The following is a 14875-nucleotide window of genomic DNA, read 5'->3' on the forward strand; positions in this document are numbered from 1 at the left end:
AGTCCCAAATTATGTCACAGTCGCCCATCCTCCCGGAGTATAACGGTTGACACGCTCCTAAAAAATTGAGAAAATCCCTTGCTGCCAGAACTATTCCACCACAACACGCCTAGAAAAGCCCCAACTTAAGGAGGCCGCCACCATCATTAATACCATCCACTCTGGCGGCAAATAGGTTGGTTGACAAGCTTTTAATAACAATCTTCCCCCTACCGCTAAAACCGTCAGATAGGCCGCATCTTGTAGGTAAACAAACTCAGCTAACCACCTGACAAATAAACCGGTCAAAAATCGTAGGGCTAACATTCCCAAAATACCACCAGTCAGGAGAATCCAGAATCGATCGGCTAGGGCGATCGCTGTTGTCACACTATCGAGGGAAAAAGCCAGATCCGTAAAAGCAATCAGAACAATAACACGGCCAAAAGATTCTATGGCGAGATTAGTGGCAAAATTTTCGTCTTCTATTTCTATATTTAAAAATTTCTGGCAAAAATGCTTACCCGCTAACCAGATCAGGTAAATAGCACCCAGTACCTCCACCTGCCAGAATTTAACTGTCCAACTGGCACTGAGTAACAGGGCAACTCTTAACACAAATGCCCCGGCCAATCCCCAGTTTAAAGCCTGGCGTTGTTGTCTGGGGTCGGGAAGTTCTCGCACCAAAGCGGCCAGGGCGACGGCATTATCGGCCGATAGAATGGTTTCTAAGACTGCCAGGGTGAGAATAGTGCCGCAAGTGGTTAGAGAGAGATTTTCAGCTATATCGAGAATTTGAGGGGACATATAATTATATTTTTACTCCTATGACGTTGTAGATGCGTCTTGGTATTTCCTGCTAGGATTCTTGACTATTTTTTTGTCGGTATAAATCTAAGGTCAAGTTCTTGAGCTTGCGATCGATGGCGAGATTGCTGAAAACGCTCTCCTTGACTAGGATTTTGGCCGGACACTATCATCTTAGGTACGGGACAAGCATAAAAGCAAATATTATTAATTGTCGTTTTAATAAATAAAAGTGATGAAAGGGCGAGGGACTTTCTTGGCTTTGCATAAAGGGAATTTATGGATTTGAAAACAAAGAATATTTGTTTTTATTAAAGCCATTGCCTAGAGTGAAAACAGAGACTCAAAAAGATCACTCAAGGAGATCAAAAACGATGAAACCGAAGCTACTGACAGCCTTCTGTCTATTGCTAATCACAGTTTTTTCTTGCTTCCACCCTGCCATCGCTAGGGCCGTTACCCCCACTGGCGGCGTACCGGCAAAAATTACTCTGGTCGAGCCGGCTGCCGCCGATAATCTGCAAAAACTACAGGAAACTAACGCCTGTGTCGGTTGTGACTTTAACGGAATTAGCCTCAAAGATTTAAACTTGTCCTCGGCCAATCTAGAAGGAGCAAACCTCAGTCAAGCGGATCTAGAAAGAACTAACCTACAGGGTGCTAATCTCAAAGGGACTGACCTCCGGGGAGCCGACCTCGGCAAAACTCTCCTAGCGGGAGCCGATTTAAGCAAGGCCAATCTCTTAGGTGCAGATTTAGAAAAAGCTAACCTGCAAGGAGCAAACTTAACCAACGCCAATCTGCAAAAAGCTGACTTAGAGAAGGCCAATCTCACTAATGCTCGGTTAGACGGTGCTAACCTGCAAGATGCGGACGGTGAAGGGGCGATCGGTGTCGATCCCAATCTATTCTAAAAAAAGTTTTTATGGCAGAATCAAGTTTTAGCGGTTTTCAAGGAGAGCAATATCTATGGAAATTACTCCTTTTTCTCAGCGATCGCTAGATGGGGAGGGAGCGGAAATGCTGCTAGACTTTAAAAAAGCCCATCAGCAAGATTTAAAGGCAATTGCCGAGATTTTGGCAAGAATTAGTCACCAATCACCAGAAAAGGTAGAAATTCTCTTGGAGACAATGCTAAAACAACTGATAGAGCCAAAAACACCTTTCTACGAGACGGCAACATCGACGGAACGAGCGCAAGCTTTTCGGGATTGGGCAAGTAGTCACGATCGAGGCAGCGCACTTTTATCCGACTATGCCGTAAGTCGCGATAGTATCTATGACGATGAGTGCCTGTGACTTTTTTAGTTGATACTAATGTCTTATTGCGAAGTGCGGAACCTGATCACACCATGTATGGCGATGCTGTGGGTGCGACAAGTCTATTATTGGGACAAGGAGAAAAACTCTATATCGCACCACAGAATTTAATCGAGTTTTGGAACGTTTACACCCGTCCAATTAATAGAAATGGTTTAGGACGCACAGTGGCCGCAGCCAAGGCTGAAATCGATCGCCTAAAGTCACTTTTTCCCATTATTGACGATCTGCCCGCTATTTATCCCGAATGGGAACGCTTAGTCTTCACCTATTCAGTCAAGGGTGTGCAGGTACATGATGCGAAGCTAGTAGCAGCCATGTGCGTTCATGACCTTACACATATTCTGACCTTTAATGTTGACGATTTTAGCCGTTACCCGGAAATAATCGCCGTTCATCCTGCGACCGTCAGGTGCTAACAATAAGGGTGACTTTTAAGCAAAAACGCGAGCATCCCGAGGACGAACATAAACTTGCTCCCCGACTTGGAGGTGCAGTTGATCCAGTTGTTCTCGATTCAGATGGGCAATCAGGAGAGAGCGATCGGGTAGAATTAATTCCACATCGATGGCCCAACCCAGATGGATAATACGCTCGACTTTTGCCGCAATGCTAGACCCATTGGGAGAAGAGAGAATTTCTAGGTCGTGGGGACGAATGAAAATCTTGACTCCGTTAGTACCCCCTCCGAGCTGCTCGAATAGTGCAGCCGAGGTCGGTGGTAAAACATTCACCCGGCCGATAAAACTCATCACAAAAGCAGAGGCAGGATGATCGTACACCTGATCGGGAGTTCCCACCTGTTCGATTTTACCCTCATTGAAAATTACGATCTCGTCGGCCACTTCCATGGCTTCCTCCTGGTCGTGGGTGACAAAAACACTGGTGACATGGACCTCCTCGTGTAACTGTCGCAACCAAACTCGTAGCTCTTTTCTAACTTTGGCATCCAAGGCCCCAAAAGGCTCATCTAATAATAATACTTCCGGTTCCACCGCTAAGGCCCGGGCCAGGGCAACCCGTTGACGTTGACCCCCGGATAGTTGGGCCGGATAGCGATCGCCTAATCCCTGCAATTGAATTAAACTCAAGAGATTGTCCACTCGTTTTTGAATGTAGTCCGGGGCAGCTTTGCGAATCTTTAAACCGAAAGCGATATTCTGACGCACCGTCAGGTGTTTAAAAAGCGCATAATGCTGAAAAACAAAGCCAATATTCCTTTTTCTGACATTTAAATGGGTTGTGTCTTTGCCGTTGATGATAATTTTGCCTGTGTCGGGAGGTTCTAATCCTGCGATCGCTCTCAGGAGAGTGGTTTTTCCTGAACCGGACGGCCCCAGCAGTGCCACCAGACGATTCGATTTGATCTCTAGGTTGATGTTGTCTAAAGCAGTAAAGGTGCCGAATTTTTTCGATACTCGCTCGATGATGATGCTCACGGTAATCCTCTGGCAAAAAAATGTATAGGGTTTGACCGTATTTTAACCATGATTTAATCGCAATCGTATTAAAATACACTTACATTTTACAAGATAGCAAGAAAATTAAGTTTCGATTCGGAGATTACTGGTTGTAAACAGAGACTAAAAGATTAAACAGCGATAAAAGCTTACTAATACTCTTTTTTGCTCTTTTAGTCGGTTCTAAAGGCTTAATTAACTAATTTTGTCCCTTAACCACCAGAAACACACCGGAGAAAAGAGACAACTGAGGCAAAAATGGACTATTCTTTATTGACAATATTTAGCTTTTTTATCGGAATTGTCGTGGGATTAACGGGAATTGGCGGTTCATCCTTGATTACACCCCTATTAATCTTTGTATTTCAGGTTCCCGCTACCACCGCAGTGGGTTCCGATGTGGTAGCGGCCGGGTTGATGAAAGTGGTCGGCACTGTTCGTCACTGGCAACAGCAAACGATCGAGTTAGAAGTGGTAAAATGGCTAGTAATTGGCAGTGTACCCGGTTCTCTGTTAGGATTAGTCGGTTTTCGCTATTTTCAGCAGAATAGCTCTCTCAATCTCGATCAATGGTTGCCTCCTATCATCGGTCTTGTCTTGATGATCGTGACTGTCCTAGCGGCCCTGGAACTACTAATCTCCTTGTTTTTTCCCGATTTGTCCCCTTGGTCCTGGCCAAAATTAGATTTAACCACTCGCTCTGGTCAGATAAAAACAACGATATTGGGGGCAGTTTTAGGCTATTTGGTCGGTTTAACCAGTATTTCCAGTGGTTCCTTATTTGCATTGGTCTTGATGACCTTTTTTCAGCTTGATTCTCGCAAATTAGTCGGTACAGATCTATCGCAAGCTTCCATCCTCTTAACCTGTACTTCCATCGGTCATCTGGGATTAGGAACAGTAGACTGGAATCTGGTACTTCCCATCTGGTTGGGTGGGATACCGGGGGTAGTAGTGGGAGCAAGATTATCGGAATATTTCCCCAAAAATGCCCTAAAAATACTGCTTTATACGGTTCTAGTCACGGTCAGTTGGCGCTTACTCCAACCCACCTAATCCCCAGAGTTCACTCGAAGGTCATCGGAAATTTTGGGTCTGAAACCCCGCCGTTCTAGGTTGGCTTTACGTTAGAATTAAAAGGCCAGTCTCGAAAACCAAGTGGACGGCGCAGCACCTTGAAAACTCGGCTTAGGGGGTTCCGACCAGAAAAGCTTGGCCGGGTAAAAAGTCGCGCGCAACAAGTACAAGAAGCTATAGGCGGTCAACGTACCGTGGGACACACGGAATCGGGCTTCTGAAATGGGGCGAAAGTCTGTGGACTCTGTGTAAGACAGTACATGGTTTTTTAACTGTGGTATGCGACGGTGGTGGAAGCAGAAACTTAAATCGTGAGGTTTAGGAATCGCCGCACTTTTAGGGCGGCGAGGATGTCAACATACTACCCATCAACAGATCGGGACTGGTGGCGACAAAATAGATAATTCCCGCACCGAGAATAACGATCACTAAACTAAATAGTACCACCCATCGATCGGCTGGTTCATAGGTATCTTCATCTATATCTCGTCTGACTGTAAAATAATGGGCCGTGGTCAAAAATACGGTCAATAAACCCACTAAAGCAAACATTAAGCCTAATTTCCAGCCATAACCGGGACGGGGAACCAGGGGAGGATGAAAGGCCCGTAAACGCAGGATAACCATACCAAAACCCATTAATGCGATCGCTGTTCGCATCCAAGACAGATAGGTGCGTTCATTGGCCAGATGATCGCGGACTCGATTGGGATTGACTTTTTTCGGTGTAATGCTGGTCTTGCTTTCCGTCACTGGTGATTTGAGAAAAAATAACATGATCGAGTTGACTAGGGGTCGGTTTCAAGTTGACCGCTTGATAAGATGATGTTATTCTATGGCACTTGAGTTATAGATGGTATGGAAAAAATCTAAAATCTCTTTTTAGATGTATTTGTATTGAATCAGAAATTAAATAGGGTTTGCTGAATAAATCTAAAAACATTGTTCGATAAGACTTTTAGACCTTTTTGAAATCCAAAAGTACTGGCCATTGGAGTGATCGGGGGGAAAATACCTGGACTTTTTCCCTGAAAATGGGTAAAACCCTACACCCTACACCCTGCCCCCCCGATGTCGGGGGGGGTTGGGGGGGCCACACCCTACACCCTGCCCCCAGGAAAAACTTTTTGCCGCAAACCCTAAATAGATTCTGCTTGCTGCTGGAGAAGCGCCCATCCATAGCTTAAGGATAGGGCCAAGAAAGCCAGGGGAAGACTTTCCTTGATTATAAACACACCCAAACCGATCAACACACAGGGGACAAAGTGGCTGCCGTGACTGGTAATTAAATTAGCGATCGCCGGTAATTTAGTCAACTGATGAGCAGTAAAACACCAAACACCCACCAAGATCAGAAAAACGCTGACGATAGTGACTAAATTTGGCCAGGTATTACTAGCAAACAGCGGCAGATAAATGCCGATATTATCACTACCATTGGCGATGGTAATTGCCGCCACAGCACCGGTTTGAGGGGAAAACCAGGCCAGCAAAGGAGAAGACGGTGCTGATTCTACAGCCACCTCCACATTATTATCCGTCTCGGTTTCTTCTCGCTGCCAGAGAGTCCGAATCCCGACAATCACCGGCAAAAGACCGAGAAAACGAATCCACTGAGCCGGAATCAAGAAACTCCCGAAAAAGCCAGTTAAACTCGCCAAAATAAGCAGTATAAAGCCTAAATACTGACCGATAACGATATGACGACGGCGAAAAAGTTTATTGACCTGGGCGAAAAGAATCGTCAAAATCAGGATGTCATCGAGATTGGTGGCAATAAAGGCCGCTATTGCTGTGGATATGGCAGTAATCATGGTAGTCATGGGATTTTTTTCCTTAATCGGGTCTTCTGATCTCGATCGCCCTACTTCTACTCTAGAAAGAGCCATTAATAAAATCAAATATTCTTTCTTGTTGATTTAATAAATTAAAATGATGGAAAGACCAATAGAGACGGAAAACCCCTTGCCATGGCCAGAATGACCCTAGATCAACTGGAAATCTTTCTAGCGACTGCCGAACATCTCCACTTCACCAAAGCAGCAGAAGCTTTATATATCACCCAACCGGCCGTCAGTGCCGCCATTGCCTCTCTAGAAAGTGAATACGGGGTGAAATTATTCCACCGCGTCGGTCGTCACATCGAGATCACGGAAACAGGACGTTTATTGCAATTAGAAGCGCAACGCATTCTCACCCAGGTGACTTTGACAGAAAGGGGATTAGCGGAATTCAACGACTTGCAACGGGGAGAACTACAATTAGGATCGAGTTTGACTATTGGTAACTATTGGCTGCCGGCAAAAATTAGCGATTTTCAGGAGCGCTATCCGGCAATTAAGATCAATTGCACCCTAGCTAATACGGAAGAAATCTGTCTGGGTACGGCTAACGGACGTTTTGACCTAGCATTAATCGAGGGAGAAGTCAAGAGTGATTTAACACATTGTTTAGAACAGGAGATCGTCGGCAGCGATCGCCTATTAATTATTGTCGGACGTTCTCATCCCTGGTATAAAAGAGAGGCGATCGAATTACCCGAATTAGTGGAAACCCCTTGGGTAATGCGAGAATCGGGATCGGGAACTCAACAAAGATTCGAGGAAGCGTTACAGAATTGGGGCATCGATTTACGGACATTAAAGGTGACTTTGCTGTTAAATACGGGAGAAATGGTGAAAGCAATCATCGAGAATAGTTCGGCAGCTGCCGGGATTTCCGAATTGATGGTTCAAAAGGAATTAGAATTAGGCACATTGCGATCGATTCGAGTCATCGATACTTCCGGTTTATACCCTCGTTATCTCGAATTTACGCGCCCTTTTTTAAAAATAAAACACCGTCAGCGCTTTCAACCCCGCGTCTGTCAAGTTTTCGAGCAGATGTTGTAATCTCATAAGTAGTCGTGCAAAATTAATTTCCTAGTCGAGACAGGAGACTCCGAGACGGGAGACGGGAGACGGGAGACGGGAGACGGGAGACGGGAGACGGGATACAGCTATTAGGGATCGGATTTGAGTTTTCAGTTCACTGTTTCCTCACATCAGAAGTCTGACGGGGTAGTGGCTTAGATGTGTAATTAATTGTGCTTAGATACTTAGCAATCACCGAAAATTAACCTGAGCAAAAATAAAGATATGTAAGGGAAATTATTTTTGGCAAAAAAGAGAGATTATAAGTAAGTAGTTATAATTAAATTGAAGATAGATTTTGCCTCTGATCCCCCCTGCCCCCCTTGATAAGGGGGGTGCTGATCCCCCCTTAGTCCCCCCTTGATAAGGGGGGTGTCTGACAACTTTTAACACCTACCTACTTACTAAATTTGGTTATTAAAAACTGATTATTTATTCTCCCTTTTGCATGAGTGCCTATCCTGATATGTAGCCTATACTCAACGGATTTAGTATTAGGTATAGACCTCGACCTAATATTATCTCAGGCAACTAGACTCACTTTCTGCACTTCTTAACATTCAATTGATAATTTTTACTAATCTATTGCTGAGAAACCTTTGCCAATCAGGATTATAGCTACAATGATGGATTTTTTATTAAGGTGAAGAATTGTAAATTTTTTTCTCAGAAAAAATCAATTATTGAAAATGTTCTTAATAGTAGTTTATACAATGAAGGTTTTTCGTCAAAACATCTTGGGGAATGTAAAAATATATAAAAGTATATGAAGATGTGCGGAATGTCGGCCCTGTCTGTGGAGATTTTAGATAGATAGTTTGATATTCAACAAGAGGAAAATGGCATGAACACAAATCACAACCAGAGTTATGGCCGGTTGAAATGGAAAGCGGTGTCGGCGCGGGAGGCCCAGCACCTGAACGAGCAGGGAGTTTCATCGTCAATCCCCCAGGGGCCGAAATTCCTTAAAGAGCTACCCCCCGATAGCGCAGTGTACGAGCCGAAGCAGCCGATCACAAAGAAACTTAAAAAGCTCATCGACGATTACGCCTATGGGGGAGCCTTCCAGAGCGCGATCTGGACAGTAAGACAACAGCGCATCCCCGAACTCGATCGGATACACAACCTCTACCAATTTTACTATTACATCGATGCCCTGGTAACGTGGATCCCCGGGTTGCGGGTCTGGGAATGGCAGGGCGACATTTACCATGAACGCACAGATTATCTGCACCTGACGCAGTTCTATTACTACTTCAACCAACCCGAACTCGTCTCCCTGCAAAGCCCCATCGCTCCCTTTACCGGCGAGGATCTAACACCGCTATCCCTCTGGCTTCGGGAATTTGCGGTCGAATGGGGCGAATTTCTCGACACACCCGAATCGGCCAACCATCTCGTAACCTATAAGTTCGGGCCGGAATATACCTACCAGGACTACAATGGGGGCGAAAACGGGATCGAGAACTACAAGACATTCAACGAGTGGTTTTCCAGAACTTTCAAGGATATCGATCGACAGCGCCCAGTCGCCCAGCCAGACGATCCTCGGATTATTGTCTTCCCAGCCGAGTCCACTTTCGTCGGCCAATGGACTATCACCACTCCGGCGGGCGAGCCGATGCCCGCACAGTCCTCAATCGTGGTCAAGCACGTCGAATGGCCTATCCCAGAACTGTTAAAGGGTTCCGAGTATGCCCAGGATTTCGAGGGCGGCATTCTCGTCCACAGCTTTCTCAATGTCTTCGACTATCACCGGCAGCACGCCCCGGCAGCGGGCAGGATAATTGAGGCTAAATTTATCCCAGGACAGGTTTACCTGGATGTCCAACTTGACCTACTCGATGCTGAGGGACGTGCCGATGAAAACTCATCCTTGGCCAACGTGGCCATGCCGCACCGTTATCTGGATGCACAGGATGCCACAGACTATCAGTTTGTGCAGTGCCGTGGGCTTTTTGTCCTGGAAACCGCTATCGGCAAGATCGCCGTACTGCCCATTGGAATGGCACAAGTATCCTCCGTTGTCTTCGTCAAACCAGGGACGCAGGAACTTATCCGTCTTACCCAACAGGAAAAGAAGGGGCGATCTTATGATGAGCAGGTGGCACTGATCAACGAGAAGGTGCGCCAGGAGGTGGTGGGAAAAACGGTGTCGAAGGGCGAGATGATCTCGACTTTCCTCTTCGGCGGCTCCGACATCGTGATGGTATTCGAGCGTCAGTCCAACGTCAACATCACGGCTACGGTAAATGTTCACTATCCGGTGCGGAGTCAGTACGCCTATTCAAATATCGCCAAACTGCTGTCGTTTTGATCGTGCTTCGCTGTTCTATACTGGCGGAACCTGTCATCTCCAGGGTTCCTTCCAGCCGACATTTTAGGTAAAGTTCCAATATGAAAGATCAAGCGAATTCCCTGTATGAATCCGACTTCTATGGGTGGACAGAGCTACAAGCGAAAGCTCTGGCCAACCGACAGGTAGAAGCTCTGGACTGGCAAAACTTACGGGAGGAAATCATTTCCTTGGGTAAACAAGAATATCGAGAACTGGTGAGCCGTCTAACCGTTTTGGTAGGACATCTTCTCAAATGGGAATATCAGCCAGATAAACGTTCTCGCAGCTGGTTTTTGACGATTAGAGAACAGAGACGAGGGATCAGACGGCATCTAGAGGGCAATCCTAGTTTAAAATCCCGGATACCGACGGCTTTATCCGATGCTTTCGAGGCCGGAGTGGATTTGGCTTTACGCGAGACGGATTTACCGATACGGACTTTTCCCTCTCACTGTCCCTTCACCTTCGAGAACATCATGGCCGACCATTTCCTCTGCGATACGAGTCAGGATTGGCCGTAAATTTAACGGTTATACCGCCTCAACGGGTATCTGTATCTCAACAAGTAATTTAAATACGCAGGCAGCTGATTCTTTTTTCACTCTCTCCCTTCAATAATTTTAATTTCTTCCTCGCTTAATCCATAGAGTTTATAAACAATTATATCGATCAATTCATCGGTGGCGCTTAATTGTTGTTTTAGGGGCAAAAGTTTATCTAGACTGGTTTGATATTCTTTTTCTAGGGTTTCCTGTATTTGACGATCAAGTAAGTTAACGGTAATTTTCTTTTTGTTCTTTTTCAGTATCTCCCACAGTTGATCCAAGCTAAGATGAGGTTCGCTTTTTTGGTAGTCACCGAGATAGTTTTGGATTTTTGATTTGTTGGTTAAATTATCGATCGCACTGCCGATTATTCTCTCTAAATATCTTAAAAAGCTTTTGATTTCTTTTTGTTTTTCCCGATTTATCTCGATCATCTGTTCTGCTAAGTAGGCCAGAATATCATGGACTATATCGGTTTCCTCTCTCCTAATATGTTCCTCGATTTCTTTTAATATCTCTTGCTTTTCTTGATAACTTTTGATAAGTTTCTCTAAACACTGTTGACGGCGATCGCTTTTGGTGTTAAAAGATATTTTTCGGATGGGGATATTTTGTAAATGTATCGATCTAAGTTCAAGTCTACCTCCAGCATCCTCATCACCTAAAACAGAAACCATGAGTTTAGTAACATTAAAAAGCAACTTTGAGTTAAGCAAAGCAAGAAGATAAAAATCAGAACAAGGGATAATAAAACATTTATCATTGGGAAAATAACCTTGATTATCAAGCATGAAACGAGAGGAACTTGCAATAACAGGATATATAATTTTAGGATGCTCAAAAAAAGTCCAATAATCTACAGTGTCTTGTATCTCATACCACTTATAATTACCAGCTTTTCTTCCTTGCCAACTTCCTGAATGTAGTTCTGGTTTAGGTTCTAATTTACTTTTAAATTTTTCTAAATGTTTTTTGATAGTTGGATATTCATTAATGTTAATACCACGCCGAGTAAATATCAAAAAATTTTCTTGATAATTAATTTCATATTTTCTAATGTCGTCACCTACTACTAACGGTTTAATTATTTCTGCTGACTTTGGATCAGATTCAATTAATTTACTACGGGTATATTGATCAATAAGAAATGCTTCGTTACATCCTGTTATTATTCCACGATAAATCTGATTGTTTACATATTCACTCAGAAAAACAGCTTTTTTTTGTAATTTTTCGACAATTGTAGCAATCTGATTTTTAGCTAACGACCAACCTTCCACAGACAAGCTATTTTCACATACATAATATGACAGATCATTAATCACATCAATTAAACTATTGAATTTGAGAGACTTAATCTTTGATATTAAAACATTTTGTTGACCTACAATATTATTTTCAATCAGTAGAATAGATGGAAAAGTTGCCGCTTCCGAAAAAACAGGCAATTCTCCAAAATCGATAATTTCTTTTATAGTTGTTTGCTGGGTTAGAAATTGTCTTAATTTCGTTCCATAATTAGCACGCATAAATTTATTTGATATAATCAAACCCAAGTGACCTCCTTGCTGTAAGGATAGTAACCCCATTTCGACAAAATAAACGTATAAATCGGCAACTCCATGAAAAGATTGATAATTTTCTTTTAGAAAGGGTTTAATATCTTTTAATCCTTCTTGTCGAACATAAGGAGGATTACCGATTACTGCATCAAAACCGGGGTTATCTTTCCAAGAAGCGGAATCAAGATCGATAAAAACTTCAGGAAATTCCAGATCCCAATGAAAAAAGCGCTTACTTTTATATAAACTAGCTGCCTGGTCTAAAATTCCTTGATCTGAACGGGGTAACTTATCCCAATTAATTGCCGATATATTGCCACCGTAGCGCTGCAGAAACTCGATAGCAGTTTTAACCCCAAAAAAGCGAGAAAGGAAAACATCTAATAAACGCTTGTAGGGTTTAGCTTGACTATCAAAATCACGGAATAACTGTTCACTTGCTTCCACTTCGGCAAAAGTCGCATCGCTGAGGGTACTAATTCCCCGCATAATTTCCGCGGCCCGAAGTAACCCAACAAAAGGGCCAGTTAAAAGAGTTAATTGACCACTTTCTTCCTCGATCATAGCGGCTTCTGCGTCCTTAGCGGTAGTTCCGATCAGAGAGTTCCCACAACGCAAATGATGATCCAAAAAACTCAAAGGTGCGCCCACTGTGAAAGAATGTAACCAGAGACTAACTTTGGCCAATTCTACAGCCATCGGATTGATATCCACCCCATAAATACAGCGCTTCATCACCACTCTCTGTAATAATTGCGTGGGTTCAAGGGTGGGAGAATCGAGAATAATTCCCTGTTGTCGGAGATTGTCGATAATATTTTGTCGGGTGGTTTCCAACATGGTTAAAACGGGATTATCTTCGGGATAAAGATTGAGAATTTGGATTAACTCATCGGTGAGATAGTCCACTGCTTCTACTAAAAAATGTCCGCTTCCCATGGCGGGGTCACAGAGTTTAAGATCAAGTAAGGTGGTGATCGCTTTTTTTTCTAAGCGTTGTAGCTCTTTTTCTAATCCCTGCTGACTGAGATTTCCTAAACGTCTATCGCTGCTTTCTTGTCTTCGGGTGGCGATTTCTGTCATCACATCCCCGAACTGTCGCGCTCTTTGCTCTAAAATTGGTTTGAGGGTATGACTGACAATATATTTAACAATATAATCGGGAGTGTAATAGGAACCGGTGGCTTTTCTTTCTCCCCGATCATTTTCCAGATGCACCGATTCCCCCTCAATCACGATGCGATATTCCAGTAATCCCTCGTAAATTGATCCTAACTGTCGCACACCTAAAAAACTATAGTCGATCGGCTGTCCCTCAAAACGTGCTAACTTGTCTAAAATGGGCGCTAAAACCGCATCGGATAACTTATATTGACCGAGAAAACAATTCACCCGGCCTTCTTCCATGTCAAATAAACCCCCGTTGTAACGAGGTACGGCTAAATTAGCATCCCCTCGATCGACAATGCGAAATAAACTGAGGAGAGCATCGTATATTCCCGTCGAGGTGCCACTAAAGGCCTGCTGACGATCGATTTTAACGGCAATTTCTCGCGTCTTTTGCAATAAGCTGTAATCACGATAGTCTCCCCTCACCGGCAGCAAGTCCCGCGCTTCTGCGTAGAGCAGAAATAATAATTTATACAGCAAGGATAAACTCGCCTCATACAATAAATCTGGCTGTATGTCTGTATTTAATGATACAAAACCTTGAGAAATATCGGGAAAAATGCGATCGAAGACTAACTCTTTTAACTCGTTACCCACTCTGGTGGCATAGGTGGTACTCCCCTCCCGGACGCGTTCAAGGAAATTCTGACCGTGAATATCCTTAATAAAAGCCTCTTGACGGAAAAATAACCAGAAATACGGAAATTTTTGCCGGTCTCCCCCTTCTAATAGTTCCATCAAGTCCACTAGATAAAATTCCGTGGCTGTGGAGGACGCTTGACGATAATATAAGCGCCATTCTCGACCATTAGTGAGAATACCCCAATCTACTCCCGTCCCCGTCAGATAATTGGTGATCTGAAAGGAAGGATTACTATTTTTCCAGATATCTCGCTGATCATTCTTAGAAACGTCACTAAGAGAACGTTGCCAGTATTTGGCCTCAGCGATCGCTAAAACTTGACTATAAAAGGCTCTTTCATTATTCTGGAGAGCATAGGCTTGATAACGGTCATTTTCTGTGGCAAATAGGGCATAATCTGGCCTTTCTGACCTTCCTTTTCCCCTACTGCTTACCTGCGGTATATAACTAAAACCGAGAATTTCTAGAATCGGTTGTATTAATTCTGCTTCCGTTTGCGCTTCGTTAAGAGTCGGCAAAATCGCCTTTTTTTGTTGATAAAGACTCTCTAAGCGGCCAAATGCCACCGATACATCCTCTTGCCATTCCCCAGAATCCGGCAGCCGATGCTCAAGATAGTGTTGAGAAAAAAGTGGTTTATTGCCCGTTTGTCCTGACATGGCCGATTATCCTAACATTGAGGGTATCTAGCCTAAAAATGAAGGGTTCGCAGGCAGGCACGGATTCCCATTATACAAAAAGTATATGTCAAGTCTCCGATTTTGTCAAGAGTTTTGGCAAAAAAAAATCGCCAAGACTTACCACAGCCGTAGGTATATTGACATCCTCGCCGCCGTAAAACGGACGGCGATTCCTCACCACGCCACTTTTTTAGGGTGGTCGCGTCAACGGGGTTGACGCAGATAGCGAAAAACGCTTAATCCCACATTCCGCACCCTAAGTGTCACAACGTCTCAAAAGAGGAAGGGGCGTGAGTCAAAATACTTATCTAGAGGAGTGAGTTGGCGGCAAGCTGCCGGCAACTAAGCCGAAAATTTCAGAGTTCCCCCGGTCATTCTCAAT

The 14875-nt window shown here is 44.0% G+C and carries 13 protein-coding genes; 8 read left to right on the top strand and 5 right to left on the bottom strand.

All coding sequences use genetic code 11. The features are described 5' to 3' along the window. Window positions 1–90 precede the first annotated feature (90 nt). Window positions 91–786: a TerC family protein gene (locus MAE_RS22555; protein ID WP_012267581.1), complete on the bottom strand. Its 696-nt coding sequence runs from the start codon at window positions 784–786 to the stop codon at window positions 91–93. Between the two features lie 374 nt (window positions 787–1160). Between MAE_RS22555 and MAE_RS22560 the strand changes: the two genes are divergently transcribed. From MAE_RS22560 to MAE_RS22570, 3 genes are read left to right on the top strand one after another with little or no spacing between them, the layout of a single operon-like run. Further along, on the top strand, window positions 1161–1700 hold the full coding sequence (locus tag MAE_RS22560; protein WP_012267582.1) for a pentapeptide repeat-containing protein: 540 nt from the start codon (window positions 1161–1163) through the stop codon (window positions 1698–1700). Window positions 1701–1755: 55 nt separating this feature from the next. Further along, on the top strand, window positions 1756–2085 hold the full coding sequence (locus MAE_RS22565) for a hypothetical protein (RefSeq protein WP_002795966.1): 330 nt from the start codon (window positions 1756–1758) through the stop codon (window positions 2083–2085). Beyond that, the gene (locus tag MAE_RS22570; protein WP_002795967.1) at window positions 2082–2525 is read left to right on the top strand and encodes a type II toxin-antitoxin system VapC family toxin; all 444 of its coding nucleotides are present in this window, start codon (window positions 2082–2084) and stop codon (window positions 2523–2525) included. Before MAE_RS22565 ends, MAE_RS22570 begins: the two co-directional genes overlap by 4 nt. Window positions 2526–2540: 15 nt before the next feature. Here MAE_RS22570 and MAE_RS22575 read toward each other — a convergent pair whose 3' ends face one another. Next, window positions 2541–3545: a sulfate/molybdate ABC transporter ATP-binding protein gene (locus MAE_RS22575; RefSeq protein ID WP_002795968.1), complete on the bottom strand. Its 1005-nt coding sequence runs from the start codon at window positions 3543–3545 to the stop codon at window positions 2541–2543. Window positions 3546–3824: 279 nt separating this feature from the next. On the opposite strand from MAE_RS22575, the gene MAE_RS22580 reads away from it, so the two are divergent. Next, window positions 3825–4622: a sulfite exporter TauE/SafE family protein gene (locus MAE_RS22580; RefSeq protein ID WP_012267584.1), complete on the top strand. Its 798-nt coding sequence runs from the start codon at window positions 3825–3827 to the stop codon at window positions 4620–4622. Window positions 4623–4979: 357 nt separating this feature from the next. Here MAE_RS22580 and MAE_RS22585 read toward each other — a convergent pair whose 3' ends face one another. Beyond that, window positions 4980–5420, bottom strand: a complete 441-nt coding sequence (locus tag MAE_RS22585) for a YidH family protein (RefSeq protein WP_012267585.1) — start codon at window positions 5418–5420, stop codon at window positions 4980–4982. 362 nt (window positions 5421–5782) lie between these two features. Next, window positions 5783–6466 carry a cadmium resistance transporter gene (locus MAE_RS22590; RefSeq protein WP_012267586.1) on the bottom strand — a complete coding sequence of 228 codons (684 nt, stop codon included), beginning with the start codon at window positions 6464–6466 and terminating at the stop codon, window positions 5783–5785. Window positions 6467–6613: 147 nt separating this feature from the next. Between MAE_RS22590 and MAE_RS22595 the strand changes: the two genes are divergently transcribed. The 3 genes from MAE_RS22595 to MAE_RS22605 all read left to right on the top strand — a co-directional run bounded on the left by MAE_RS22595 (window position 6614) and on the right by MAE_RS22605 (window position 10414). Further along, window positions 6614–7534, top strand: coding sequence for a LysR substrate-binding domain-containing protein (locus MAE_RS22595; protein ID WP_041804302.1), 921 nt, complete (start codon window positions 6614–6616; stop codon window positions 7532–7534). A gap of 865 nt (window positions 7535–8399) precedes the next feature. Then, window positions 8400–9872: a phosphatidylserine decarboxylase gene (locus MAE_RS22600; protein ID WP_012267589.1), complete on the top strand. Its 1473-nt coding sequence runs from the start codon at window positions 8400–8402 to the stop codon at window positions 9870–9872. Between the two features lie 80 nt (window positions 9873–9952). Next, complete coding sequence (locus MAE_RS22605) at window positions 9953–10414, top strand: DUF29 domain-containing protein (protein ID WP_012267590.1); 462 nt, start codon at window positions 9953–9955, stop codon at window positions 10412–10414. 77 nt (window positions 10415–10491) lie between these two features. Here the strand turns inward: MAE_RS22605 and MAE_RS22610 are convergent, their stop codons facing one another. Then, entirely contained in the window at window positions 10492–14472 is a 3981-nt protein-coding gene (locus MAE_RS22610) for an Eco57I restriction-modification methylase domain-containing protein (protein WP_012267591.1), read from the bottom strand. An 85-nt stretch (window positions 14473–14557) separates the two neighbouring features. Between MAE_RS22610 and MAE_RS33590 the strand changes: the two genes are divergently transcribed. After that, window positions 14558–14710 carry a hypothetical protein gene (locus MAE_RS33590; protein WP_012267592.1) on the top strand — a complete coding sequence of 51 codons (153 nt, stop codon included), beginning with the start codon at window positions 14558–14560 and terminating at the stop codon, window positions 14708–14710. Window positions 14711–14875 lie beyond the last annotated feature (165 nt).

It is taken from the genome of Microcystis aeruginosa NIES-843, assembly GCF_000010625.1.
Lineage (GTDB): Bacteria > Cyanobacteriota > Cyanobacteriia > Cyanobacteriales > Microcystaceae > Microcystis > Microcystis aeruginosa.

Bases quoted from the DNA above. Each gene is read 5' to 3' on its own strand.
- MAE_RS22585 (WP_012267585.1), bottom strand. From the start codon at position 5,420: ATGTTATTTTTTCTCAAATCACCAGTGACGGAAAGCAAGACCAGCATT.
- MAE_RS22600 (WP_012267589.1), top strand. From the start codon at position 8,400: ATGAACACAAATCACAACCAGAGTTATGGCCGGTTGAAATGGAAAGCG.
- MAE_RS33590 (WP_012267592.1), top strand. From the start codon at position 14,558: ATGTCAAGTCTCCGATTTTGTCAAGAGTTTTGGCAAAAAAAAATCGCC.
- MAE_RS22565 (WP_002795966.1), top strand. From the start codon at position 1,756: ATGGAAATTACTCCTTTTTCTCAGCGATCGCTAGATGGGGAGGGAGCG.
- MAE_RS22560 (WP_012267582.1), top strand. From the start codon at position 1,161: ATGAAACCGAAGCTACTGACAGCCTTCTGTCTATTGCTAATCACAGTT.
- MAE_RS22610 (WP_012267591.1), bottom strand. From the start codon at position 14,472: ATGTCAGGACAAACGGGCAATAAACCACTTTTTTCTCAACACTATCTT.
- MAE_RS22595 (WP_041804302.1), top strand. From the start codon at position 6,614: ATGGCCAGAATGACCCTAGATCAACTGGAAATCTTTCTAGCGACTGCC.
- MAE_RS22605 (WP_012267590.1), top strand. From the start codon at position 9,953: ATGAAAGATCAAGCGAATTCCCTGTATGAATCCGACTTCTATGGGTGG.
- MAE_RS22590 (WP_012267586.1), bottom strand. From the start codon at position 6,466: ATGACTACCATGATTACTGCCATATCCACAGCAATAGCGGCCTTTATT.
- MAE_RS22555 (WP_012267581.1), bottom strand. From the start codon at position 786: ATGTCCCCTCAAATTCTCGATATAGCTGAAAATCTCTCTCTAACCACT.
- MAE_RS22580 (WP_012267584.1), top strand. From the start codon at position 3,825: ATGGACTATTCTTTATTGACAATATTTAGCTTTTTTATCGGAATTGTC.